The organism is Marinobacter sp. 1-4A (assembly GCF_016597725.1).
In the GTDB taxonomy this organism is placed as follows: Bacteria; Pseudomonadota; Gammaproteobacteria; order Pseudomonadales; family Oleiphilaceae; genus Marinobacter.
The window spans coordinates 40,960-65,921 of sequence record NZ_VCGY01000007.1 but is presented as its reverse complement, the minus strand read 5'-3'; the positions used below and the strand labels follow the sequence as shown (position 1 = coordinate 65,921).

Annotated in this window: 20 protein-coding genes and 2 tRNA genes; 14 read left to right on the top strand and 8 right to left on the bottom strand. The window is 52.1% G+C overall.

The window, feature by feature from the left end:
• The first annotated feature begins 2 nt into the window (after positions 1 to 2).
• The 9 genes from pheA to pyrF all read left to right on the top strand — a co-directional run bounded on the left by pheA (position 3) and on the right by pyrF (position 9,794).
• Positions 3 to 1,100: a prephenate dehydratase gene (pheA, locus tag FE845_RS14735; RefSeq protein ID WP_200366103.1), complete on the top strand. Its 1,098-nt coding sequence runs from the start codon at positions 3 to 5 to the stop codon at positions 1,098 to 1,100.
• A gap of 53 nt (positions 1,101 to 1,153) precedes the next feature.
• Positions 1,154 to 2,278 (top strand): histidinol-phosphate transaminase, encoded by a 1,125-nt coding sequence (hisC, locus tag FE845_RS14730; RefSeq protein WP_200366101.1) that lies wholly within the window; start codon positions 1,154 to 1,156, stop codon positions 2,276 to 2,278.
• 1 nt (position 2,279) lies between these two features.
• Positions 2,280 to 4,538, top strand: coding sequence for a bifunctional prephenate dehydrogenase/3-phosphoshikimate 1-carboxyvinyltransferase (locus FE845_RS14725; RefSeq protein ID WP_200366481.1), 2,259 nt, complete (start codon positions 2,280 to 2,282; stop codon positions 4,536 to 4,538).
• Positions 4,538 to 5,218: a (d)CMP kinase gene (gene cmk / locus FE845_RS14720; RefSeq protein ID WP_200366099.1), complete on the top strand. Its 681-nt coding sequence runs from the start codon at positions 4,538 to 4,540 to the stop codon at positions 5,216 to 5,218. Before FE845_RS14725 ends, cmk begins: the two co-directional genes overlap by 1 nt.
• 131 nt (positions 5,219 to 5,349) lie before the next feature.
• A complete protein-coding gene (rpsA, locus tag FE845_RS14715) occupies positions 5,350 to 7,044 on the top strand; it encodes a 30S ribosomal protein S1 (protein ID WP_200366096.1) in 1,695 nt (564 codons plus the stop codon).
• Between the two features lie 132 nt (positions 7,045 to 7,176).
• Positions 7,177 to 7,473 carry an integration host factor subunit beta gene (locus tag FE845_RS14710; RefSeq protein ID WP_200366093.1) on the top strand — a complete coding sequence of 99 codons (297 nt, stop codon included), beginning with the start codon at positions 7,177 to 7,179 and terminating at the stop codon, positions 7,471 to 7,473.
• 67 nt (positions 7,474 to 7,540) lie between these two features.
• On the top strand, positions 7,541 to 7,843 hold the full coding sequence (locus tag FE845_RS14705; RefSeq protein ID WP_200366091.1) for a LapA family protein: 303 nt from the start codon (positions 7,541 to 7,543) through the stop codon (positions 7,841 to 7,843).
• Positions 7,843 to 9,012, top strand: a complete 1,170-nt coding sequence (gene lapB / locus FE845_RS14700; RefSeq protein ID WP_200366089.1) for a lipopolysaccharide assembly protein LapB — start codon at positions 7,843 to 7,845, stop codon at positions 9,010 to 9,012. The genes FE845_RS14705 and lapB overlap by 1 nt, the downstream gene beginning before the upstream one ends.
• Before the next feature lie 71 nt (positions 9,013 to 9,083).
• Positions 9,084 to 9,794, top strand: a complete 711-nt coding sequence (gene pyrF / locus FE845_RS14695; protein ID WP_200366087.1) for an orotidine-5'-phosphate decarboxylase — start codon at positions 9,084 to 9,086, stop codon at positions 9,792 to 9,794.
• 483 nt (positions 9,795 to 10,277) lie between these two features.
• On the opposite strand, the gene FE845_RS14690 is transcribed toward pyrF, so the two are convergent.
• Positions 10,278 to 10,353 (bottom strand) — tRNA-Asn (locus FE845_RS14690).
• A gap of 69 nt (positions 10,354 to 10,422) precedes the next feature.
• On the bottom strand, positions 10,423 to 11,607 hold the full coding sequence (locus FE845_RS14685; RefSeq protein WP_200366085.1) for a pyridoxal phosphate-dependent aminotransferase: 1,185 nt from the start codon (positions 11,605 to 11,607) through the stop codon (positions 10,423 to 10,425).
• Between the two features lie 213 nt (positions 11,608 to 11,820).
• Between FE845_RS14685 and uvrB the strand changes: the two genes are divergently transcribed.
• A complete protein-coding gene (gene uvrB, locus FE845_RS14680; protein ID WP_200366478.1) occupies positions 11,821 to 13,881 on the top strand; it encodes an excinuclease ABC subunit UvrB in 2,061 nt (686 codons plus the stop codon).
• 18 nt (positions 13,882 to 13,899) lie between these two features.
• On the opposite strand, the gene FE845_RS14675 is transcribed toward uvrB, so the two are convergent.
• Positions 13,900 to 15,024, bottom strand: a complete 1,125-nt coding sequence (locus tag FE845_RS14675; protein ID WP_200366083.1) for a GNAT family N-acetyltransferase/peptidase C39 family protein — start codon at positions 15,022 to 15,024, stop codon at positions 13,900 to 13,902.
• A gap of 202 nt (positions 15,025 to 15,226) precedes the next feature.
• On the opposite strand from FE845_RS14675, the gene FE845_RS14670 reads away from it, so the two are divergent.
• Complete coding sequence (locus FE845_RS14670; RefSeq protein WP_200366081.1) at positions 15,227 to 16,726, top strand: RimK family protein; 1,500 nt, start codon at positions 15,227 to 15,229, stop codon at positions 16,724 to 16,726.
• A 27-nt stretch (positions 16,727 to 16,753) separates the two neighbouring features.
• Here FE845_RS14670 and FE845_RS14665 read toward each other — a convergent pair whose 3' ends face one another.
• Positions 16,754 to 17,914 (bottom strand): cation diffusion facilitator family transporter, encoded by a 1,161-nt coding sequence (locus FE845_RS14665; RefSeq protein ID WP_200366079.1) that lies wholly within the window; start codon positions 17,912 to 17,914, stop codon positions 16,754 to 16,756.
• A gap of 352 nt (positions 17,915 to 18,266) precedes the next feature.
• On the opposite strand from FE845_RS14665, the gene FE845_RS14660 reads away from it, so the two are divergent.
• A complete protein-coding gene (locus tag FE845_RS14660; protein ID WP_200366077.1) occupies positions 18,267 to 19,286 on the top strand; it encodes a quinone-dependent dihydroorotate dehydrogenase in 1,020 nt (339 codons plus the stop codon).
• Between the two features lie 175 nt (positions 19,287 to 19,461).
• On the opposite strand, the gene rmf is transcribed toward FE845_RS14660, so the two are convergent.
• Complete coding sequence (gene rmf, locus FE845_RS14655) at positions 19,462 to 19,674, bottom strand: ribosome modulation factor (protein ID WP_200366075.1); 213 nt, start codon at positions 19,672 to 19,674, stop codon at positions 19,462 to 19,464.
• Positions 19,675 to 19,993: 319 nt separating this feature from the next.
• Between rmf and rlmKL the strand changes: the two genes are divergently transcribed.
• Positions 19,994 to 22,168 carry a bifunctional 23S rRNA (guanine(2069)-N(7))-methyltransferase RlmK/23S rRNA (guanine(2445)-N(2))-methyltransferase RlmL gene (rlmKL, locus tag FE845_RS14650; RefSeq protein ID WP_200366073.1) on the top strand — a complete coding sequence of 725 codons (2,175 nt, stop codon included), beginning with the start codon at positions 19,994 to 19,996 and terminating at the stop codon, positions 22,166 to 22,168.
• Positions 22,169 to 22,187: 19 nt separating this feature from the next.
• Here the strand turns inward: rlmKL and FE845_RS14645 are convergent, their stop codons facing one another.
• Positions 22,188 to 22,796 carry an outer membrane beta-barrel protein gene (locus tag FE845_RS14645; RefSeq protein ID WP_200366063.1) on the bottom strand — a complete coding sequence of 203 codons (609 nt, stop codon included), beginning with the start codon at positions 22,794 to 22,796 and terminating at the stop codon, positions 22,188 to 22,190.
• An 82-nt stretch (positions 22,797 to 22,878) separates the two neighbouring features.
• Positions 22,879 to 23,364: a hypothetical protein gene (locus FE845_RS14640; RefSeq protein WP_200366061.1), complete on the bottom strand. Its 486-nt coding sequence runs from the start codon at positions 23,362 to 23,364 to the stop codon at positions 22,879 to 22,881.
• A 134-nt stretch (positions 23,365 to 23,498) separates the two neighbouring features.
• Here FE845_RS14640 and FE845_RS14635 point away from each other — a divergent pair, with 134 nt between their 5' ends.
• Positions 23,499 to 24,788, top strand: a complete 1,290-nt coding sequence (locus FE845_RS14635) for a M18 family aminopeptidase (RefSeq protein ID WP_200366059.1) — start codon at positions 23,499 to 23,501, stop codon at positions 24,786 to 24,788.
• A gap of 67 nt (positions 24,789 to 24,855) precedes the next feature.
• Here FE845_RS14635 and FE845_RS14630 read toward each other — a convergent pair.
• Positions 24,856 to 24,931: transfer RNA gene (locus tag FE845_RS14630), tRNA-Asn, on the bottom strand.
• Positions 24,932 to 24,962: the final 31 nt, after the last annotated feature.

The window sequence follows — 24,962 nt, the reverse complement described above, 5'->3', positions numbered from 1 at the left end:
CCATGAGCGATGAGCAGATCCGCCTCGGAGAACTACGGGAAGAAATAGACAGCCTTGATCAGAAGATCATGGAACTGATCAGTGCCCGTGCGAAATGCGCGCAGGAAGTGGCCCATGTAAAAATGGAAGCCAACCCCGGTGAAGATGTGTTTTTTTACCGTCCTGAGCGTGAGGCTCAGGTGCTGCGCCGCATAAAAGAAGCTAACCCGGGGCCATTGCCAGGCGAAGAGATGGCCCGGTTGTTTCGCGAAATTATGTCGGCTTGTCTGGCGCTAGAAAAGCCCATGCATATTGCCTTCTTGGGACCTGTCGGCACTTTTACCCAGGCGGCAGCGCTCAAACATTTCGGGCATTCTGTTGTTAGTGTGCCTTTGCCTGCCATTGATGCCGTTTTCCGCGAAGTCGCGTCCGGCGCTGCCCATTATGGAGTGGTGCCGGTTGAAAACTCCACGGAGGGTATGATCAATCACACGCTTGATATGTTCATGTCCTCACCGCTGAAGATTTGCGGCGAGGTTCAGCTGAGAATTCACCATCATCTTTTGGTGTCACCTGAATTCCGCGATCAAGAAATAACACGCATTTATTCGCACCAGCAGTCATTTGCCCAATGCCGCCAGTGGTTGGATACCCACCGTTACGGTGTTGAGCGGGTAACGGTTTCCAGTAACGCCGAAGCTGCGCGCCGCGCTGCGCAGGAGCCGGGTACCGCTGCGATAGCAGGTGATATGGCGGCCGAGCTATACGGCTTAGAGAAGCTTGCGAATAGCATTGAAGACCGCCCGGATAACACCACGCGGTTCCTCATTATCGGCCGGGAAGAAGTACCGGCCAGCGGGCATGATAAGTCATCGATACTTGTTTCAATGAGAAATAAACCCGGCGCACTGTATCAGCTATTGGAGCCGTTTCACCGTCACGGCATCAGTCTTACGCGGATCGAAACCCGGCCATCACCCAGTGGTACCTGGGCCTATGTTTTTTATATTGATTTTGAAGGGCACATGGATGACGAGCAGGCCAGAAAAGTGCTTGCGGAAGTAGATGAAGAAGCTGTCGAACTCAAACGTTTGGGCTCCTATCCCATCGGTGTACTTTAAAATTGATCTGGCACGTGAATAGCATCGGAATTCAGGCGGTTTAAGGAAGGTATATGGCCATCGATTATCAGAGTCTTGCGGTAAAAGGCGTTCAGGCTTTGTCTCCCTATCAGCCGGGCAAACCTATTAGCGAGCTGGCTCGTCAATTGGGTCTAGACCCGGCTGCGATCATCAAGCTTGCGAGCAACGAGAATCCATTGGGCCCCAGTAAAATAGCTATTGCGGCGGCTGAAACAGCCTTGTCCGAGCTTTGCCTATACCCCGATGGCAACGGGTTTGAACTCAAACAGAAGCTGTCCAAGCGCCTTGGGGTTGGTGCTGGTCAGATCACACTAGGCAATGGCTCCAACGATGTGCTTGAAGTCATTGCGCGTTGCTTTGCGGACGCCAGTTCCGAGGTTGTCTTTTCCCAGTATGCGTTTGCCGTTTATCCGATTGTTACTCAAGCTATTGGTGCCACAGCGGTCTCTGTAACGGCTAAAGACTGGGGCCACGACCTTGATGCCATGGCGGCGGCAGTAACCGAGCGCACGCGGCTGGTATTTGTGGCGAACCCGAACAATCCTACGGGAACCGTGCACGACTCACACGCCATTGAAGCGTTTCTCGACAAAATTCCGCAAAATGTTCTCGTGGTTTTAGACGAAGCCTACTGCGAATACATGACCGGAGAAAAAGATCCGGATGGTGTTGCGCTTCTAAGCCGTTTCCCCAACCTAATTGTGTGTCGTACTTTTTCCAAAGCTTGGGGGCTCGCGGCTTTGCGTGTCGGCTATAGCATTAGTTCACCGGCTATCGCTGATATTCTTAACCGTGTGCGCCAGCCTTTTAATGTGAACTCCCTCGCTCTTGCAGCCGCCACGGCAGTGCTGGATGACGAAGACTATCTACAACGTTCCCGCGAGGCGAATACAGCTGGGTTGAAGCAGCTACAAGAGGCCTTTGATGAAATGGGCCTTCGGTATATTCCGTCTTCGGGGAATTTTGTGGCCGTTGAAGTGGGGCCGCATGCCATGGGCGTGTATCAGGCGTTGCTGGCTCAGGGCGTAATAGTACGCCCTGTTGCGGGTTACGGCATGCCTAACCACCTCAGGGTGTCGGTAGGTTTGCCGTTGGAGAATGAGCAATTTATCGACGCGCTCGCAAAAGCGTTGGTTGCGGCTGGGCAGGGCGCCTGATATGCCGCTGCGCGAACCGCTTTTCCAGCGAGTTGCGGTCATCGGGCTGGGCCTGATAGGTGGCTCGTTGGCCAGTGCCATTCGCAAAAATAGTCTGGCTCTAGATGTTGTTGGCGCAGACCTGCGTAAAGAAGATCTTGTGCTGGGCCAATCTTTGGGCGTGATTGATACGATCGCGGGTAGCACAGCGGAGGCGGTGCGTGGGGCAGATCTAGTTGTACTGGCGGTGCCGGTGCAGGCAACACGCAAGGTGTTGGAGGAAATTCGCCCGCATTTAGCGGCCGATGCCCTTCTTACCGATGTAGGTAGTACTAAATCCGGTTTTGTTAAGGATGTTGAGGCGGTGTTCGGAGAGTTTTCGCCCCGTATAATTCCAGGGCATCCGATTGCAGGGTCAGAACGCAGTGGTATTCGAGCCGCCAACCCGGATATGTTCACCCATCACAAGGTGATACTCACGCCACCCGATAACGTCAGCGCCCCCCATCTGAAAAAGCTCCGTGCATTGTGGGAAGCCTGCGGTGCCACTGTGCTTACCATGTCGGTGGCGTATCACGATGAAGTCTTGGCGGCGACCAGCCACTTACCCCATCTAATTGCTTTCTCGTTGGTAGATACGTTGGCCGGCGAAGACGAGAATATGGATATTTTCCGGTATGCTGCTGGTGGGTTCCGCGACTTCACCCGGATTGCAGCCAGTGATCCGGTGATGTGGCACGATATCTTCCTATCCAACCGCGACGCAGTACTTCGAGTCATTGACCATTTTACCCGGGATCTCGATCAGTTGCGCACGGCGATTGCCGATCAGGATGGCGCCACGCTGCTGCGAGTATTCAGCCGCGCCAAAGCGGCACGCGAACACTTTTCAAAAATGCTTTCAGGACAGGCTTACGTGACAAATAATAGTGAAAATCAAGTGACGTTTCGTCTTCAGCCCGGTGGTTCCGTAACCGGCGATATTCGAGTGCCCGGCGACAAGTCTATGTCCCACCGCTCGATTATGCTCGGGGCTCTCGCTGAGGGGATAACGGAAGTAAAGGGCTTCCTTGAAGGCGAGGACAGTCTCGCAACATTGCAGGCATTCCGCGATATGGGGGTTGCCATTGAAGGGCCGGATAATGGCTTTGTACGTATTCACGGCGTTGGAATGCATGGGTTGCAGCCGCCCCGCGGCCCGATATATTTGGGGAACTCCGGCACTGGCATGCGCCTATTTACTGGCCTGTTGGCGGCACAGCCTTTTGAGTCCGAGCTAACCGGCGATGCCAGCCTTTCAGTTCGCCCTATGAATCGCGTTGCAGACCCGCTGCGGTCTATGGGTGCTGTTATCGATACAGCGGAGGGCGGTCGGCCGCCTTTAAAAATTAGAGGTAGTAAGGATAAGAAGCTGGTCGGTATCCACTATGACATGCCGGTTGCTAGTGCTCAGGTGAAATCTTGCCTGTTGCTTGCCGGCCTATATGCCGACGGCACTACCTCAGTCACCGAACCCGCACCAACACGGGATCACACTGAGCGTATGCTGGCTGGCTTTGGTTATAAAGTAGAACGCGACGGCCCAACTGCAAGCGTTACCGGTGGTGGCAAGCTAACAGCCAATGCGATTGATGTGCCTGCAGATATTTCATCGGCGGCATTTTTTCTCGTTGCAGCCAGCATTGCACCTGATTCGGACCTGATACTACGCCATGTTGGAATGAACCCAACGCGAGTAGGTGTTATCAATATACTGCAGCAAATGGGCGCAAATATTGACATTATGGACGAGCGTGAGATTGGCGGTGAGCCGGTTGCTGACCTACGTGTGCGCTCTGCTGAATTAAAGGGCATTGAGATCCCTGAAGATCAGGTGCCTCTGGCAATTGACGAATTTCCTGCCCTGTTTATTGCGGCCGCTTGCGCGTCCGGTCGTACGGTTTTGACCGGAGCAGAGGAACTACGGGTAAAAGAAAGTGACCGTATTCAAGTGATGGCGGATGGTTTGGCAGCGCTAGGCGTGAAAACTGAGGTTACAGAAGACGGTATTATTATTGAAGGCGGGCAAACCATTAAGGGCGGCTCCGTGCATAGCCACAGTGACCACCGTATAGCCATGTCGTTTGCTGTGGCTTCCCTGCGTGCCACTGGGGACATCGAAATTAATGACTGCGCAAATGTTGCGACATCCTTTCCCGGATTTGTAGAGCTGGCGCAACAAACAGGTATCAAAATCTCCGCCGAGGAGGCCAAAGCTGGCGTTGAACAGGGAGCAGATTAATGTCGCAAGACAATGCACCAGTCATCACAGTTGACGGCCCAGGCGGGTCTGGAAAGGGCACTGTTACGCAAATGTTGGCGAAAAAGCTTGGCTGGCATTTGCTCGACAGTGGCGCACTTTATCGGTTGACCGCGCTTGCAGCAATTCGCCAAAACGTGTCGCTGGATAACGAGACGGAACTTGTGCGCGTAGCCGCTTCACTCGATGTGGCTTTTGAACCCACACCGGAGGGGGAGCCTGCAAAAGTGATTCTTGCAGGCGAGGACGTTACCGCCGAGATCCGTACGGAATCCTGTGGCGACAACGCATCCCGTATTGCTGTAATGCAGCCGGTTCGCGATGCACTGTTACAGCGCCAGCGCGATTTCCAGCAAGAGCCGGGACTCGTTGCCGATGGGCGCGATATGGGAACCGTTGTGTTTCCGAATGCCTCGGTCAAGATTTTCCTGACAGCCAGCGCGGAAGAACGAGCGCACCGTCGTTTTAGCCAGTTGAAGGCTGCGGGTGTCGATGTTAGTATTGACGCCCTTTTAGAAGAGATACGGGTGCGTGATGAACGGGATATGAACCGTTCCGCAGCCCCTCTCAAGCCCGCAGATGATGCGCAAGTCATTGATTCTACAGGTTTGAGTATAAAGGAGGTGTTAGACAGGTGTTTGACCGCTGTAGGTCAGGCCTGACGGCACCTTTTTGGCGTTGAAATGCCGGGAACAGCGCAACCTGCCAGCCGCTGGCTGATTTCCGGAACTTATTAACAGACCGTGTTGCTGGCGACACGGAGCATACTTGCATTGAACCTATAGGACTCATAATGAGCGAGAGCTTTGCGGATCTTTTTGAAGAAAGTCTAAAAGAAATTGACATGAAACCAGGTTCCATCGTCCAGGGAACCGTAGTTGATGTCGATAGCGACTGGGTCACAGTTAACGCCGGGCTGAAGTCCGAAGGTGTTATCCCCGCCTCCCAGTTCCTGAATGAAAAAGGCGAGTTGGAAGTAGCTATTGGCGACCTTGTCGACGTAGCACTGGATGCAGTGGAAGATGGTTTCGGTGAAACCCGTCTTTCCCGTGAAAAGGCCAAGCGTGCTGAATCTTGGAAGGTGCTTGAGAAGTCCTTCGAAGCTGAAGAAGTGGTTAAAGGTATTATTAACGGTAAGGTCAAAGGCGGTTTCACCGTTGATCTGGCCGGTATTCGCGCGTTCCTGCCGGGTTCTCTGGTAGACGTTCGCCCGGTTCGCGACACTGCGCACCTGGAAAACAAAGAGCTCGAATTCAAAGTTATCAAGCTAGACCAGAAGCGTAACAACGTGGTTGTTTCCCGCCGCGCCGTTCTGGAAGCTGAAAACAGCGCTGAGCGTGAAGCTCTGCTTGAAACCCTGACCGAAGGTCTGGAAATCAAGGGTATCGTCAAGAACCTGACTGACTACGGCGCGTTCGTTGATCTGGGCGGTGTTGACGGCCTGCTGCACATTACCGATATGGCTTGGAAGCGCATCAAGCACCCGAGCGAAATCGTAAACGTTGGTGACGAAATCAACGTTAAGGTCCTGAAGTTCGATCGTGAGCGTAATCGTGTATCTCTGGGTCTTAAGCAGCTGGGTGAAGATCCCTGGGTTGATATCAAAGGCCGTTACCCTGAAGGTACCAAGGTTACTGCACGCGTAACCAACCTAACCGACTACGGCTGCTTCGCTGAGCTGGAAGAAGGTGTTGAAGGTCTGGTTCACGTATCCGAAATGGACTGGACCAACAAGAACATCCACCCATCTAAAGTTGTTAATGTTGGCGACGAAGTGGGCGTGATGATTCTGGACATCGACGAAGAGCGTCGTCGTATTTCTCTGGGTATCAAGCAGTGTGTATCTAACCCATGGGAAGATTTCTCCGGCAACTTCAACAAGGGCGACCGTATCTCCGGTAAGATCAAGTCAATCACTGACTTCGGCATCTTCATCGGTCTAGACGGTGGCATTGATGGTCTGGTTCATTTGTCAGACATCAGCTGGAACGAAACCGGCGAAGAAGCCGTTCGTGAATACAAGAAGGGTGACGATGTTGACACCGTTATCCTGTCTGTAGATCCCGAGCGTGAGCGTATTTCTCTTGGTATCAAGCAGCTTGAAAGCGATCCGTTCGCTGAGTTTGTTCAGCTGAACGATAAAGGCTCCATTGTTAAGGGTACTGTTTCCGCCGTTGACGCTAAGGCAGCCACTATCGCTTTGAATGACGAAGTTGAGGCGGTATTGAAGGCGTCTGAGATTAGCCGTGATCGCGTTGAAGATGCGCGTAACGCTCTGAAAGAAGGCGAAGAAGTCGAAGCTAAGATTATCAGCATCGATCGCAAAAACCGCATCATCAACCTGTCTGTTAAGTCTAAGGACGTAGAAGACGACAAGCAGGCTATTGATACTGTGCGCAGTAAAGCTGCAGAATCTGCTTCCGGTGCGACCACCATTGGTGATCTCATTAAGGAACAAATGCAGCAGCAGAACGCCAATAAGGACTAATCTCCGATTGGTATGAAAAAAACGGGCTCTAAGAGCCCGTTTTTTTTGTGTTTTTTTTCGATTTAGCTAAACTGAAGGGGTGGGAATTCGGCAATAAACGGTCGAATAAAAAAGAAAAGAGGGAAGTACCTCATGACGAAGTCTGAACTGGTCGAATTGATTGCCTCAAAACAAACACAGCTTTCTGTAAAAGATGTGGAGCTGGCGGTAAAAACAATTATTGAGCATATGTCCCAGTCGCTTGCCAGTGGGCAGCGGATTGAAATTCGGGGATTTGGCAGTTTTTCGCTTCATCATCGGGCGGCCCGTACTGGGCGGAATCCGAAAACCGGTGAAGCTGTGCAGTTGCCGGCAAAGTATGTTCCACACTTCAAGCCCGGAAAGGAGCTCCGCGAACAGGTGAATGACAGTTTAAAACAAGGGTTTTAGGCTTTTCATCTTTGCGGCGAACCACTTATAATTCGGGCACTTAAAAGCATTTGGGAGAGCGAGATCTATGGCAGGATTGCAGAAGATCCTTTTGATTCTGTTGGTGCTGATCCTAGTGTTACTGGCGCTTGTTTTCTCTCTCAATAATCAGATGGCAGTGGCTCTCAATTTTTTGGTGTTCGAGACTAAGCCCCATGGTGTTGCCATTTGGATTATCATGTCTTTTATTGTTGGCGCTCTAGTAGGCATATTAATGACCCTTCTCGCCACATTCCGCACATCGGTTTCCCGTCGCACCCTTCAGAAACGGCTTGATCGCGCCGAGCAGGCATTGGAGAAGTCCAGAGCCCAAAACGACCAGGTCGTTTAATGGACATAGTGCTTCATTGGCTGCTGTTAACGATTGCAGTTGCCGTTGGCTGGTTTGTTGGGCGTCTGGGTAACGGCCGTAATCAAGCCCAGGCAAGGGTTGCAGACGAAGAATCCGTTAAAGATCGGCTGCAGTTTTTGTTTACGAACTACTCCGATCAGGCTGTCGACAATTTCGTTCAATCCCTTGCTGTTAATAAAGATACGGTAAGTCTCCATCTTTCTATTGGTCGTCACTTTCGCAATAAAGGTGAGACCGATCGAGCCATCTTGGTTCATCAGAACTTACTTGCCAGGCCAGAGCTTCCTCCGCGATTCTCCCCTCAGGTAACGCTTGAGCTGGCCATGGACTTTCTCAATGCTGGGTTGTTGGACCGCGCTGAAGCATTGCTGCAGCAACTGATGGGTGATCGCGAGTATGGGCGCAAAGCTGCACAACAATTAATCGAACTGTATCAGCAAGAAAGAGAGTGGGGTAAGGCTGCAGACGTCGCGCGTACTCTAACCAGAAACGATGCAGATCCGAGCATGTTCAAGGATCTTGCCTACCTTACCTGTGAGTTGGCGGAAAAAGCTCTCGCGCAGGACGACCGCTGGGCTGCTCAAAAACTTGCCAAAGAAGCGTTGGATTACGATCACTCCTGCGTTCGTGCAACCCTTATACTGATGAAAATTCTGGTCCGGCAGGGCAGCTATCGGGAAGCAGGTAATCAAGGGCTAAAAGTTTTTGATCAGAACCCGGATTTTGGTCCAGAATCTATTGATCGATTAATGAAGCTAGAGCATGAGCATGGCGATATAGGCCGGCTCGTAAAAAAACTTCGCAAACTATACGAAGCCTATCCAAGTACCAGTTTGTTGCTGGCTTTGGCTGAGTCTGTTGAGCGGGACTCCGGTCGCCCTGCAGCTATCGACCTGTTACGTAGGGAGCTGGAAATTCGCCCCAGTATGCGAGGGCTTTTGCGGCTCGTGGAGATGGCAGGCTATGAGAAGGGCATGACCACCGATGAAGGTCGATTGGTGAGTCGTATCGGGCTCTTGATTCTCGCCAACAGACCGGTTTACCGCTGTGTAAGCTGTGGTTTCTCAGGCCAGCAACTTCACTGGCTGTGCCCGAGCTGTAAACAATGGGAAACTGTTCGCCCGATTCAGGGCGTTGAAGCTGAATAATTAGTTATCGATGCTCTTTGCTGTGCTTTTATCGATTCCCTCTACTATAAAACCCCGCAGGACATTTCAACGTGCAAACTTCTAACGACCCCAAAATTATCGTGGCTCTGGACTTCCCCTCTGCAAACCCGGCGCTGGAACTGGCAGATAAGCTGGACCCTGCCAAATGCCGGTTGAAGGTTGGCAAAGAACTCTTCACCCGCTCCGGCCCGCAGTTAGTTGAAAGTTTGCAGAAGCGCGGTTTTGATGTGTTTCTGGATCTGAAATTTCACGACATTCCCAATACCGCCTCAGCGGCCGTGGCTGCGGCGGCTGATCTGGGTGTGTGGATGGTGAATGTCCACGCCTCGGGCGGCGCGAAGATGATGCTGGCCTGTCGCGAGCGGCTGAATCCCTTTGGCAAAGATAAGCCTTTGTTGATCGCCGTTACGGTGCTGACCAGCATGGGTGCTGAAGATCTTGCAGGAATTGGTATCACAGGCTCGCCGGAAGCTCAGGTGTCCCGCTTGGCAACACTAACCCGGAATTGTGGTCTGGACGGCGTAGTCTGCTCCGCGCAGGAAGCGAAGAAGCTGAAAACAGAGCAGGGCATCGATTTCAAGCTGGTTACTCCTGGAATCCGGCCCCTGACTGCCGACAAAGGCGATCAGCAACGCATCATGACCCCCAGCGATGCCCTCCAAGCCGGTTCCGACTACCTTGTTATAGGTCGCCCGATTACCCAGACGGCTGATCCACTGGCAGCGCTTGAGGCCATTCATGCTGAGGTGATCGGGCTTTAGCTTGGTGTTTTGATTGGGCTTCGGCCCTAGCCTTTTAGTTTTGGTGCAAGGAATGGTGGGAGCGCCCTCCCAAAAACCGCTACGAGCACCTCCATGTGCGCTTGTCTTCGGCCATCCTTGGCCTACGACATTTTTGGGAGGGCGCTCCCACCATCCCACTCTGTCTCCTCAGTTATCGCATTAAAAACGAAACTTAATTTCATTGATATCCATTTGATGGTACCTGACGCTTACGCATTTTAAATGCTTCAGATAACTCAGTGATAGGTGAAGGGTGGCTGGCAGGGCTTTCCAAAACTGTAAAGGGCCATGGATGGCCCGAAGCAAGCGCACATGGAGGTGCTTGTAGCGTGTTTTGGAAAGCCCTGCCAGCCACCCCTATCTCCCAAACCAAACAGGCTAGGGCTACAAGCAAAAGTTCACGAACAAAAAACAAAAAACAAAAAACCCGCTAACTCAAAGAATTAGCGGGTTTTAAAATAGTGGCTCCCCGAGCTGGGCTCGAACCAGCGACAAACGGATTAACAGTCCGTTGCTCTACCAACTGAGCTATCGGGGAACGTCGTCGTGTGACGAGGCGCGTATATTAAGAGTACACCGCCGCCTCGTCAACCCCTTACCGAAATTTTTAGCTCAAAGCTTTCTGTAAACGCTCAATTGCCTTCTCCAGATTGTCCATGCTCGTCGCAAAACTCAAGCGCATGTGCCCAGCGCAACCGAATGCAGAACCCGGAACCAGTGCAACACCAGCTTCACTCAACAGCTTCTCTGCGAACTCTATGTCGTTGCTAACGCCAGAGGCGGAATCAATTGCGGCCTGAAAGCTTGGGAATACGTAGAAGGTACCGTCGCCTTTTAGACACTCGACGCCTGGTAGCTTGTTTAGGGCCGCTACCAGCCAATCGTGGCGTTCTTTAAATGCCTTAACCATTTCACCCACACAGGCTTGATCGCCATCCAGCGCTGCCGTAGCAGCGGCCTGTGAGATAGAGCAAGGGTTTGAAGTGCTTTGAGACTGAACTTTCTTCATAGCCCCAATAATCTTCGCAGGGCCAGCGGCATAGCCGATACGCCAGCCAGTCATTGAGTAGGCTTTAGATACGCCGTTTAGCACGAAGGTGCGGTCGTATAGCTCTGGCGTTGCATTCAGAATGTTGCAGAACGGCTGACCTGTCCAGAGGATAGGCTCGTACATATCATCCGTAGCGATCATGATGTTCGGGTGCTTCTTCAGCACCTCGCCAATCGCCTTCAGCTCTTCCATGGTATAAGCCATGCCGCTGGGGTTGGAAGGGCTGTTAATCACGAACAGACGAGTACGCTCAGTGATGGCGTTTTCCAACTGCTCCGGCGTAATTTTGAAGCGAGTGTCTGCGCCAGTTTCAATGATAACTGGCTTGCCTTCAGCAACCAGTACCATATCTGGGTAGGATACCCAGTAAGGCGCGGGGATAATGGCTTCGTCCCCGGCATTCAGAGTGGCTAGTGCCAAGTTGAAAAAGCTTTGCTTGCCACCACTTGATACCAGTATCTGGTTGGCTTCGTATTCCAGACCGTTGTCCCGTTTGAACTTCGCAATAATCGCTTTCTTCAGGGCTGGCGTACCATCTACAGCAGTGTACTTGGTTTGGCCGTTACTAATGGCCTCAATGGCTGCCTGTTTGATGTGCTCGGGGGTATCAAAATCCGGTTCGCCTGCACCAAGGCCGATAATATCCTGACCTGCTGCGCGCAATTCGGCAGCTTTGTTGGTGACTGCGAGGGTGGGGGATGGCTTGATTGCCTGTACTCGGCTGGAAAGTTGAAGGTCCAAACTTGCGCTCCTTAAAGCTGCGTCTGATAGGTCCGTGACCGGCGGGGTGTCTGAATCCTTGCCTTATGGCGGCTGATTTTCGCCCAGCCGTCGATCACGTTGATGGTACCATGAAGCCAGCGTAACAATAAATTTCTCTCTGTAGCCACATCCTGTAAGGGTAGGATATGGCAAGGATTCATAGGTTGAGTGAGCGGAGGTTGTGTGCCGATTATGGCCAGTAGCGATTCCAGCAAATTAGGCAAAGAAGGCGTTTTTAAGGTTGATTCGCCGTTTGAACCAGCCGGTGACCAACCAAAAGCGATTGCAGGGCTGGTGGACGGTATTCATTCCGGCCTTGCGCATCAAACACTATTGGGGGTGACCGGATCGGGCAAGACATTCACCGTTGCTAAGGTTATCGAGTCAGTACAGCGGCCGACCATTGTGATGGCCCACAACAAAACGCTGGCTGCGCAGTTATACGGAGAGTTCCGCGAGTTTTTTCCGGATAACGCTGTGGAATACTTCGTGTCTTACTACGATTACTATCAGCCGGAGGCTTATGTTCCCTCGTCTGATACCTTTATCGAAAAAGACGCCTCCATTAACGAACACATTGAGCAGATGCGGTTGTCTGCCACCAAAGCCCTGCTAGAGCGCCCGGATGCGATTATTGTTGCAACGGTATCGGCCATTTACGGTTTGGGTGATCCAAAGTCCTACCTAAAAATGATGCTGCACATGGACCGGGGCGACAAGATCGACCAGCGGCATATTCTGCGCCGGTTGGCTGAGTTGCAGTACACGCGTAACGACATTGAATTCCATCGCGCAAATTACAGGGTGCGCGGGGATGTCATTGATGTGTTCCCCGCGGAATCAGAAAAAGAAGCGATTCGTATTGAACTGTTTGATGACGAGGTGGAAAACCTCAGTTATTTCGACCCGCTTACGGGTGAGGTTTTGCGGCGTGTTCCCAGAGTCACAATTTACCCTAAATCGCACTATGTAACACCGCGCCAGACCGTTCTGGATGCAGTGGAGCGTATAAAGGTTGAGCTGGATGAACGCTTGCAGCAGTTGCGTGACAACAACCGTCTTGTAGAGGCCCAGCGCTTGGAAGAGCGTACCCGCTACGATATGGAAATGATGAATGAGTTGGGTTATTGCAACGGTATAGAGAACTATTCACGCTACCTCTCGGGCCGCCCGCCCGGTGAAGCGCCGCCAACGCTTTTTGATTATCTGCCGCCGGACGCACTTCTGATTGTTGATGAATCCCACGTGACCATTCCGCAGATCGGTGCCATGTACAAAGGCGACCGTTCCCGGAAAGAAACCTTGGTGGAGTATGGGTTTCGCTTGCCGTCCGCACTGGACAACCGGCCCATGAGGTTTGATGAATGGGAGCGGATAGCGCCCCAGATGATCTTTGTCTCGGCCACGCCCGGCAATTACGAAGCAGAACATGCCGGGCAGGTAGTAGAGCAGGTTGTTAGGCCCACAGGCCTATTGGACCCGGTGATAGAAGTGCGCCCCGCGTCGACACAGGTTGACGATCTGCTCTCGGAAATCCATTCCCGAGTGAAGGTTAACGAGCGGGTTTTGGTAACCACGCTGACCAAGCGCATGGCAGAAGATCTAACAGATTTTCTGATGGAGCACGATGTACGCGTGCGCTACCTGCACTCGGATATAGACACGGTAGAACGGGTAGAAATCATCCGGGATCTGCGCCGGGGCGAGTTTGATGTGCTTGTGGGGATTAACCTGCTGCGTGAAGGTTTGGATATGCCCGAGGTGTCTCTAGTCACCATTCTGGATGCCGACAAAGAAGGTTTCCTGCGCTCCGAGCGGGCGCTAATCCAAACAATTGGTCGAGCTGCCCGTAACCTCAACGGTAAAGCCATTCTTTACGGCGACCGAATTACCGGCTCTATGCAGAGAGCTATTGATGAAACGGATCGCAGGCGCACCAAACAGGCTGAGCACAATGAAGCTCACGGCATAACGCCCACAGGGCTAAACAAGAGCATTGCAGATATTATGGAAGGCGCCGGAGGCGGCGGTCGCGGCCGACGCAAAGCCGAACGGCCTGGCGAGAAAGCGGCCGAAGAGGCGGAGCAGTATCGAACAAGGGTTGGCAGTCGCTCGCCGCAAGACCTGCTTAAAGAAGTGTCGCGGCTTGAAGACGAGATGTACAAAGCCGCAGCGGATCTCGATTTTGAGGCTGCGGCCCGTTTGCGGGATGAAATCGCGGGTCTTAAAGAAGCCGCTCTGCGAACCGGTTAAGTTGTGCGTAACATGTTTTCAGCGCTTCGGGCCAACAATCACGGCGGCCTGAAGCGGTTGATTGCGGCCATATCGGGAAATTTGGCTAAACACGCGCTTATCCACTGGTAAATACTGTTTGTCTGCAACCGTTTCGCCGTCTTCTACATCGATTTCGGGATCGTGCAGATACACAAACTGATCGTCTATTGCGCAAACGGTAACCCAGTGGGGAACACGGCTTCGGTTCAGTTGCCAAGTGCTAATCAAAATCACCGGTATCTGGCCTGCTAGCAGAGCCTGCTCCATTGCGTCCAATGTTAGCGGGTCATGGTGTAGCTGGATATCTGTCTGGCCGATGTCGTGTAAAAAGCCCTCGTGCACTAGCTCCAGAACGCGCTTTTTGTCGTCGTTGCGCACAGTATCCCGAAATAAAGGGCCTTCAGCGCTTATCCACGCACTGGCGTTAAAGCCGCGCTTCCATGCCGAGAGCGCAAGGCCGTGGGGGCCGCAGCCGCCGTGGCCTGCCAGCATGAAAATAGTCGTCGCCTCGCGCCAAATTCTTAGTTCCTCCAGAGTGGTGAGCGGTTGCTGCTCATCAAGTGCCGCCATGGCCATAATCAGCGCGGCCGGACCGCAGGAGAAGTCGGTGGTTTGAGGGTAGTAGGGTACGGGCAGGAATTCCCGTGTCGGCTCATAAAACAGGATGCGGCGTTCAAAGCGCAAGGCAGTGCCGTGGTCTTCGTAATAATCCCGGTAAGTACCAAACTGGCGATAGCCCAAGCGTTTATAGAGCGCGATAGCGCGGCTGTTGTCTTCCCGAACTTCCAGTCGCATTAAAATACGGTCGGCTTCTGCGGCCTCCCGTTCAGCGGTTTTTACCAACTGTTCACCAATGCCTTGGCCACGTGCTGTCGGCAGGACAGCAATGGAATAGATTCTGGCCATTCGGGTTGCTGCGCTCATAAGCACCAAGCAATAGCCTAATAGCTCGCCGACCCCGTCATTTTTTGACTCGGCCACAATCAACCTGTCCCGTGGCATATCCAGAAAACGTCGAAAGCTTCGGCGAGACAGACGATCTTCTGTAAAACAGCGGTGCTCTAATTGTAAAAGTGCATTTAGGTCAGCGCTGGTGGCTTGTCGGAGTTGCAGGTCGGACATGTGTAAAGCGGCCTTAAAAATATAGGCATGGGGCATGCTGGTGGGCTTCCCGTATGCGGCTATTATGATAGAGAGTAAGGAATTGGAAAATACGCTTATTATGAGTAAAAGCACTCATTATGAGTCGATTGTTCCAACGCCCGCAGCGGCGTATTGTGCTGCAAGTTTTGTAGGCAATTATCTCCGGGGAGGAGCGCCTTTAATGTCTCGTTTGCTTATCGTTGTAGACCGCACCAAAGACTGGGCTCCGTATTACCCCAGTGAGGACGTACTAACGTTCGATCAGTACCTTCAATTTTCCGCATCACCGACCAGTCGTGTGCGTGTGATCAACCTATGCCAGAGCGCCAAATACCTCAGCCGTGGGTACTACTGTTCCCTGTTGGCCGAAGCCCGTGGACATCATGTGGTGCCGTCCGTGATGACGCTGAACGACCTGAGCCGGAAAGGACTGTTTTCTCTTGAGTTGGAGGAATTGGATGCTAGCGTAATCAATTGGTTGGAGGCGGCAGGCTCGGCTATTGATCCGGCCAGCGATGAGCGCAACGCTACTCATGAGGTTCGCATTCGTACCTATTTTGGGCAGACCGAGCACCCGGAACTCAAGCCGGTGGCGCGGGCCTTGTTTGAGCGGTTCCCGAGCCCAATTCTGGAAGTTGTATTTCGGCGCCGCAAAGCCTGGCAAATTGAATCCATGAAGCCTGCTGCACCTGCGGATCTGGATGAATCCGAGCAAGATGTATTTGCGTCCGCTTTGGATCGCTTCAGCAGCATGGTGTGGCGCAAGCCCAGAACACGTCGCCGTTACCGCTATGACTTGGCGATTCTAGTTAACCCAGATGAAGAAATGCCTCCCAGCGATGCCGTGGCATTAAAGAAGTTTGAAAAAGCCGGGCGCAAACTGGGTATCAATGTGGAGCAGATTACGCGCCGGGATTACATGCGCTTGCCGGAGTACGACGGCCTGTTTATTCGTGAAACCACGGCCATAGACCATCACACCTATCGCTTTGCCCGTAAAGCGGCGGCAGAAGGTTTGGTAGTGATCGATGATCCTGTGTCCATCCTAAAATGTACAAATAAGGTTTTTCTGGCTGACCTTTTGAAAAACAACAAGATACCCACACCCAAAACGCTGATCCTTTCGAAAGACCAGAAAGATGCAGTGGAGCAGGTGATTCAGGAACTGGGCTTTCCGGCCGTTATCAAAATACCAGACGGCGCCTTCTCCCGGGGTGTGACTAAGGCTGAAGATGAAGCATCTTTGCGAGCGGGGTTAAAAGACCTGTTCCGGCAATCGGCGCTGGTGTTGGCCCAAGAGTATTTGTACACCGACTACGACTGGCGTATCGGAGTGTTGGGCGGTCGGGCTATCTATGCGTGTAAGTACATGATGGTTAAAGGCCATTGGCAGATCTATCAACATGGCGAGTCAGAGAGCGAGAGCGGCGGCTTTGAAACCATGCCCACTTACGAAGTGCCGAGAAACGTAATACAGGCGGCATTGAATTCCACGCGGCTGATTGGTAACGGGCTTTATGGCGTTGATATCAAACAGTCTGGCAACCGGGTTGCGGTGATAGAGGTGAACGACAACCCGAGCATTGACGCGGGCGTGGAAGACCGCTTTCTTGGCGGTGAACTCTACACACTGATCATGCAGGAGTTTCTGTCCAGAATGGAGGAAAACCGCAGGCGTTAGTAGCCAATCACAAAGAGGGTAACCGGCTCAGGGACCGGCTACCCAGATTCTTACGCTGCCAAACCATGGATAGCCCTCAAGTTGGTGCCGGGCGTTTTCTAGCGTGAATACGCCTTCTGGGTCTGGTTCGTCGAGGAAGATCTCTAGGTGCAGTTTGTTTCTGAGGTAGTGAAGCCTCAGGCGGCTGCGTTGGGGAATGTCTCCCAAATGTTCCGAAATAATTTCCCCGACTTCTGCTCGCGAGGGCAGCTTCTCGGTTGTTGGGTTCGGGTCCTCATCGTTTTCGGCATCGATATGGAAGTTGATATCAAGAATGTTATCCAGAGAATTACGCATGCCGGTAACCACTTGCATGCCGATTTGATGCCCTTCAGACACACTGATTTCCGGTCGCACCACCAGATGGATATCCAACAGAATATCTTGGCCCATGCGGCGGCTACGAAGCTCGTGTACGTTGAGAACACCATCGGTGCTGCGGGCTATGTCCTTCAGCATTTCTGTGTCTTCTGGAGACAAACCCGTATCTATCAGTTCCTGAACACTGTCCCAGGTGAACTTCCATCCGATGTGGATAATGATGAGTGCGATTACCACGGCAGCAACTATATCCAGCCACACTACGCCAAGCATGGCGCCAATTGTTGAAACCAGAACCACCAATGAAGAAAACGCATCAGTGCGGCTGTGCCAAGCATTGGCAATAATCAGGTCTGAGCGTATGGCCTCGCCAACATGCCGGGTGTAGCGGTAAATCCACTCCTTCCCTAAAACAGATACGGCCGCGGCCACGAGCACGGGCCACTCGGGAAGGTTGTCGGCGGTACCATCTATTAGCCTGAGAATGTTTTCCCAAGCCAGAGCAGCACCTACTGCAATCAGAATGCTGCCGAGCACAAGTGTGCCAAAGGTCTCTATGCGCTGGTGGCCATAAGGGTGGCAGTCGTCCGGCTCCTGTCGGGAGAGTTTCATAACGCCGAGCACAACAAGGTCTGAGGCTACATCAGTGAAAGAGTGGATGCCGTCGACCAGAAGGGCCTGAGAATGAAACAGCGCTCCTCCGATGACTTTGATGAATCCAAGAAAGGCATCAAGAATCATCCCTATAACAGTAACCCGTGAGGCCGCTTGCATTTCCCCCGCTAGATTTTCCCGGTGGCGTTGGGCCGGTGAGTCGGGCTGTTGCATTAAAAACTCCAGATTTTTCCGAATGACTGCTTGATTTATGCACATCATAGCAGTAACGATCCTGAATGACAGTTTGTTCAGGATTTCTTTCGTTTAATGCAAAAATTAAATAACTTGTTGAAAATAAACAATAAATAAACTGATCAAAAAATGATCAATTCGTAGATTGGCGCAGATCACAAGGGGTTGGCAAGGTTCCCCCGTAATTTTCAACAGGGTTATCCACAGATTCCGTGGAAAAGCTCCTGAGAGCTAAATGATACAGATGTTTAGCTCTGTTATTTTATGTTACCTGGTCGCTGTGGAAAACTTCCGGTATACTCGCGCTCACGATTTTTGGAGGAGTTTTCAGATGTACGGCGTTATCCGCAATCTGCTTTTTCGGTTACCACCTGAACAGGCCCATGCCGTTGCATTAAACGGTTTGGATTTAGCGCACCGCTTGCGCGTATTGGGTGCTTTTTCACCGAAAACAGAGGCGTTACCCGTCAATGTGATGGGGCTGGATTTCCCCAATCCAGTGGGGCTCGCAGCAGGGCTGGATAAAAACGCAGATCATGTGGATGCTTTGGGCGCGCTAGGATTTGGATTTATCGAAGTTGGGACCGTTACACCGCTTCCACAGCCAGGCAACCCCAAGCCGCGCATGTTCCGATTGCCGGAGCATCAGGCCATCATTAACCGCATGGGCTTCAATAATGAAGGTCTGGCGCACATGCTGGAGCGGGTCGATAAGCGTAGTTATCGCGGCATTCTTGGCATCAATGTTGGCAAGAACAAAGATACGCCAAACGACGAGTCTGAATCTGATTACCGCAAAGGCATTGCAGCGGTTTACGATCGTGCTGACTATATTACGGTGAATGTGTCTTCGCCGAACACACCGGGTTTGCGAGATCTGCAGTTTGGCGATTCACTTAAGGGGCTTCTTCATGCCATCAAGGATGAACAACGTAAGTGTGAGTCGCATTTGGGGCGCTACGTGCCTGTTGCTGTTAAAATCGCGCCGGACATGGACGATGAGGGTATTCGGTTTGTTGCCTCGGCTTTAAAGGAGGCTGGAATAGATGGCGTTATAGCCACAAATACCACCATCAGCCGCGACGCGGTTGTCGGGCATGTCCATGCTGCTGAGGCTGGCGGGCTTAGCGGAGCTCCAGTTCGTGAGGCATCTCTGCGGGTCATCCAAGGGTTGTATGCAGAGCTTGGCGATGACCTTCCAATCATTGGAGTGGGTGGTATTACCGATGGTGAGAGTGCGGCTGAAAAAATCCGCGCTGGTGCAAAGTTGGTTCAGCTCTATACCGGTTTTATATATCGCGGGCCAACATTGATCGGCGAGGCTGTTGAGACCATTCGAACGCAAGGATAGTTTTGCAGGTGCAGAAACAAAGAAGGGCCCGCTAGGCGGGCCCTCACGGGGAGTTAACCCCGTTGCGCTCATCAGCGCATGAGACGGGGCGGGAGGCCCCGTATTGGTTATTCTGAACACTGCGTCAAATTGTGTGACAAAAGATCAGATTAAGATGTCGGGGTTACAATAAACATCACGCTGTGGTGACGTTTGCCAGTTTATGAATACCGGAGACGCCGGTCATGCCTTCCCATTGATCTGTGCGGCCTTCACGCCAGCCGCTTAACCACTCTTGACGAGCCTCTGCTTGCTCAAGTGGGCAGCTGTCTTTGGATTTACCGGATACACCGGCGAGGTAGCCCCGTTTGAATGCGCGAGCATGCATATCTCTTTTCTGTCTTTTCATGCCGTTCCTCACTAATGGATTAACAGAACAAGCGTGTACACTACTGCAGTGGCTTTGGCATGTGGAACCCTCTCAGGGATAACCCACTATTGCCAGCTCTAGCCAGAGCAGTCAGGATCCTGTTAACGAAAGGGAGTTACCCTTCCCGAACGACGCGTCACTTACAAGGTAAACGTAACCTTGAGCAGAAGTACACAATCGTTTTGGTCTATATGTCAGCTTTAATAGATCAAAAGTGAATTAAAAAAATTATTCAAAACCTATGAACGCTGCGATTCCCGAGACTTACCGCGATTCGCAAAAGAACTTGGAGTTGAACTTGTCCAAATCTGTCTTTTTTGTAACCTGCCCGAAGGGCGTTGAATATCTTCTGGCGGACGAGCTCAGCACCTTTGGTCTTGGCTTGGTGAGAAATGCACCTGCGGGCGCTTGGGTGGAGGGCACTCTGAAAGCCGGTTATCGCGCTTGTCTCTGGTCGCGTTTGGCTAACCGCGTGATCTTACATGTGGATGAAGTGGCCGCTACCAGCGCTGATGAGCTTTACGATGGTGTGGTTCATCTTGACTGGCAGCAGCACATCCCGGTGGATGGAACGTTCCGCGTTAATTTTATTGGTGAAAACGAGGCCATACGTAACACCCAATTTGGTGCTCAGCGAGTAAAAGACGGCATTGTGGATCGTTTCACCGCAGGGGGTGGAAAACGCCCAGCGGTTGAGGCAAAAACCCCTGACGTAACCGTTTCCGCCCGTTTGCACCGCGGTCGTCTTGCGCTGGGTATTGATATTAGTGGGCACAGCTTGCACCAGCGCGGTTACCGCACAGAGCAAGGCCTAGCACCTCTCAAAGAAAACCTTGCTGCCGCGTTGCTGATGCGCGCGGGTTGGCCTGACATAGTCGCTGGCGGTGGCGATTTTGTTGACCCAATGTGCGGCTCCGGCACTCTGGTTATCGAAGCTGCCATGATGGCATTGGATATTGCGCCTGGGCGCAGGCAGGACCGGTTTGGTTTTGAAAAATGGCTGGGACACCAACCGGAAGTGTGGTTGGCCTTACGTCAGGATGCTGAAAAGCGGGCTTATGAGGGTAAGCAGCGCAGAATACCGAAGTTTTTGGGCTTTGATGAAGACAGCAGGGTTATTTCCACGGCGCGAAATAACGCTCAGCGAGCAGGCCTTGACGGTCTGGTTGAGTTCCAGACGCAATCGATTGACGAGCTTTCACTCGGAGACGACCGGGCAGAAACCGGTCTGGTTCTGGTGAATCCTCCTTATGGCGAACGCCTAAGTGACAGAAAAGCCCTTGCAGGCTTGTATGAGTCGCTTGGTGATGCAGTGAAAAAAGCGGCTTCAGGTTGGCGTTTGGGCGTGTTTACCGGTGCTCCTGAATTTGGCAAATCCATTGGCCTGCGCAGCTTTAAGCAATACAAGCTTTTTAACGGCAAGCTTCCCGCACAACTCCTGCTGTTTACAATCGACGAAGCCAGCGTCCGCACGCCCCGAGAGCCTGCCGCACCGGGCGAAGTGCTGCCCCGAATTGCCAATGAAGAGCGGGCAGCCATGCTGCACAATCGCTTAAAGAAAAACATGAAGACCATTGGGCAATGGGCGCGCAAGCAACAGATTAGCTGCTACCGCCTTTACGATGCCGATATGCCGGAGTATGCGTTAGCTATCGATATCTATGAAGGGTGGGTGCATGTACAAGAGTATGTTGCTCCCAAATCCATTGACGAGCGCTCTGCCCGGGAGCGCTTGGCTGAAGCCTTGGCTGTTATCCCTGAGGCGCTTGGAATCGAGCGGGAGCGGATGGTTTGTAAGCAGCGTCAGCGCCAAACCGGGACCAATCAATATGAGAAGCAGGATGTCAGTGGTGAGTTCTTTCAGGTGAAGGAGCATGGTTGCACACTGAAGGTAAACCTAAAGGATTATTTGGATACCGGTCTTTTTCTGGATCACCGGCCTGTGCGCTACTGGATTCAGAAAAACGCTCAGGGTAAGCGTTTTCTGAACTTGTTCTGTTACACCGGTGCAGCCACAGTTCATGCAATCGCTGGCGGAGCTAGCCGCTCCTTAAGTTTGGATTTATCGAAAACCTATGTGAGTTGGGCTCAGGATAATCTGGCATTGAACCGTGCAGATCCTCGTAAACACAAGGTGGAGCAAACAGACTGTCTAGCCTGGCTTGCCGCAAGACCAACACCGGACCAGCTTTATGATTTGATTTTCATGGATCCGCCAACCTTCTCCAATTCAGCAAGAATGACGAACGTTCTGGATGTTCAGAAGGATCACGCAACGTTGATCCGCCAGGCAATGACTCGGCTGAGCTCAGATGGCTTGCTGATATTTTCCAACAACTTCCGGCGCTTTAAGCTTGATGATGATTTAGCAGAAGAGTTCGAGATTGAAGAAGTGAGCTCTAGCACTCTGGACAAGGACTTTCAGAGGAATTCGCGGATACACCGGTGCTGGCATATCCGGAAAAACGCATAGTGTTATCTATCTTCGGTTTTTAAAATTCGTATTTGAGACCGGTGGAAAACTGGAAGGTATTGGCTTCTGTGCCGGTATCTTCGAACAGTTTTCCGCCCTCAAGTACAAGGTAGGTGTCGTTCATAATTTCGAAATCCATACCAAGCACCCAGCTTACGCTAAAACTGCTCTCTGGGAAGTCACCTTCCAAATCCCGAAATTGTGCACGCCCTTCGCCTTCTTCTTCAGTAAACTCGCCGGTGCCATGGATAAAGGAAAATCCCGCCTGAGCGTAAACATTGGCATAATCCGTAACAGGGTAGTGCAGGCCCATGTACCAACTGGCAAAGTAGTCAACCGCAAGGGTAAGGTCACTGTTGGGTACTTCTGCGTCTCGGAACCCACCGCCCAGACGTAACTCGGCGTGAAACAAGTCGTTGATATGGCTGCCTATTACCAACGCGCCGCCACTCCCCGTTGCCTGCTCGCTCGAGACTTCACCGATGGTACGGTGGTTGAAGGCGGTTACCAATAAGCCTAGGTAGTGCTTATCTTCCCGTGGCGTTTCCTGCGCCAAAGCAGTCTGGGCGGACAGCAGGCAAGCGGGCATTAAAAAAAGCAATAGGTTTGTTCGCACAACCTTGTTCATTGTTATGGGGCATCCTGACGTGAGCGGTTACGGGCAGAGTTTGCCTTGTGTAACCTATTGTTACGTCGACCCGTGTCACAGTTTAGTCTTCCTCAAACAGGCCTTCTTCCTGGGCCATCAATAACAGTGCATAAACGCCGTTTTCCGGTAGTTGGGGCTCCAGGCTTTCCTCGAACAGCAGTTGGCGGCGGCGATCTTCCAAAGCGTCGCTGCTCAGCCCGATAATCAACTCCGTAATGGGTGCAATTTCGAATGGGGCTTCTTGATCCATGGCGCTAAACATAAGGTCTACCAGAATCTCGTCCGGGTCCAGACCGTCCACGTATACCGTTTGGTCAGGTAAGTCCTGATGCAGTTCATGGATAAGTTCGATGAGCGGCACGCCTTGTTCTGCAAGGTAATCCAAATCAACATCGCCCAGATCTCCGTCCTCGGGGAGCCACTCCTCCATAGGTGCAATGACCACCGTCTTCATCTGGCCGTCTTCCAGAGACCAGGCCATAGCAACTGGAAACAGGGTGTCTTCGGTCTGGCAATACTCGATATCGAGAAATCTTGGTTTCGGCATGTCAGGCTCCGTTGTGGGTGATTGGTATCGAGCGAGAAATCTTCTTGCAAGTGAGTAATGTCTCTTGCGCCGGTATGAGGTGTTAAGGCTTCATGCCATACTAATACGGTAATTATCATTCTATCAGGGACATCATGGAACAAACTGAATTCAACAAAGATTTACTGAAGTTTCTGAACGCTTCACCAACGCCTTGGCATGCTGTGGCAACCATGAAGGCACGGTTGGATGCTGCCGGCTTTGAAGAGTTGGATGAAAAAGAGGACTGGTCGCTTAAGCAGAATCACAGTTACTACGTCATCCGTAATGGGTCGTCTATCGTTGCCTTTCGAACCGGGGCAAAGGATGTTTCGGGCTCGGGTATCCGTATGGTGGGTGCGCATACCGATAGCCCGTGTTTGAAGGTAAAACCTAACCCGGAGCTGCGTCGCAAAGGCTTTTTCCAGCTGGGCGTTGAGGTTTATGGCGGGGTTCTGATGAACCCTTGGTTTGATCGGGATCTTTCGCTGGCGGGCAGAGTGACGTTGCTCGACGGCCACGACAAGGTCAACGACACCTTGGTGGACTTCAAAAAACCTATGGCTTTTATTCCCAGTCTCGCCATTCATCTGGACAGGGAAGCCAATACAAGCCGCACAGTGAATGCCCAGACCGACCTTCCACCGGTGCTGATGCAGGTTGCCGAAGACGACACGACCAGCTTCAACGAGCTTTTAAGTCAGCAAATTGCCCGTGAATCCGGTATTAAAGTGCGTAAAATTCTTGGCTATGAGCTGGGCTTTTACGATGCACAGGAGGCAAGTTTTGTCGGCCTGCGCGACGATTTCATTGCCTCTGCACGGCTAGATAACTTGTTGAGTTGTTACATCGGCTTGCAAGCTCTATTGAACACATCTGGCGCTGAGGCTGCGTTGCTGGTGTGCAATGATCACGAAGAAGTGGGTAGCGTATCGTCTGAAGGCGCGCAGGGGCCGTTTCTTACCGCGGTTCTTGATCGCTGGTGCGGTGCTGGCAAAGCAAAAGCGATTGCCCACTCCATGATGGTATCAGCGGACAATGCCCATGGAGTACACCCCAACTACATTGATAAGCATGATGAAAACCACGGCCCGATTTTGAATCAGGGGCCCGTTATCAAGGTGAACCATAATCAGCGCTACGCAACTAACAGTCGGTCAGCTGCGGTTTATCGGCATATCAGTGATGAACTTGAGTTGCCACACCAAACCTTTGTGGTGCGCAGTGATATGGGTTGTGGCAGCACCATTGGGCCGCTGACGGCGGCAAATCTGGGTGTCACAACACTAGACATTGGTGTGCCGCAGTTTGGCATGCACTCTATTCGTGAGCTGGTTGGTACCGAGGATGGTTTTACGCTGTTTCGCGTGTTGACTGAGTTTATGCAGCGCGAGCAGGTTTTCTAAGGCTGTTTGAAATCCCCTAACGAAAAATGCCGCTGCTTCGTTTGAAGTAGCGGCATTTCGGAATAAGTGGCTCCCCGAGCTGGGCTCGAACCAGCGACAAACGGATTAACAGTCCGTTGCTCTACCAACTGAGCTATCGGGGAACAGCATCAAGTCGGGCGGCATATTAAGCGC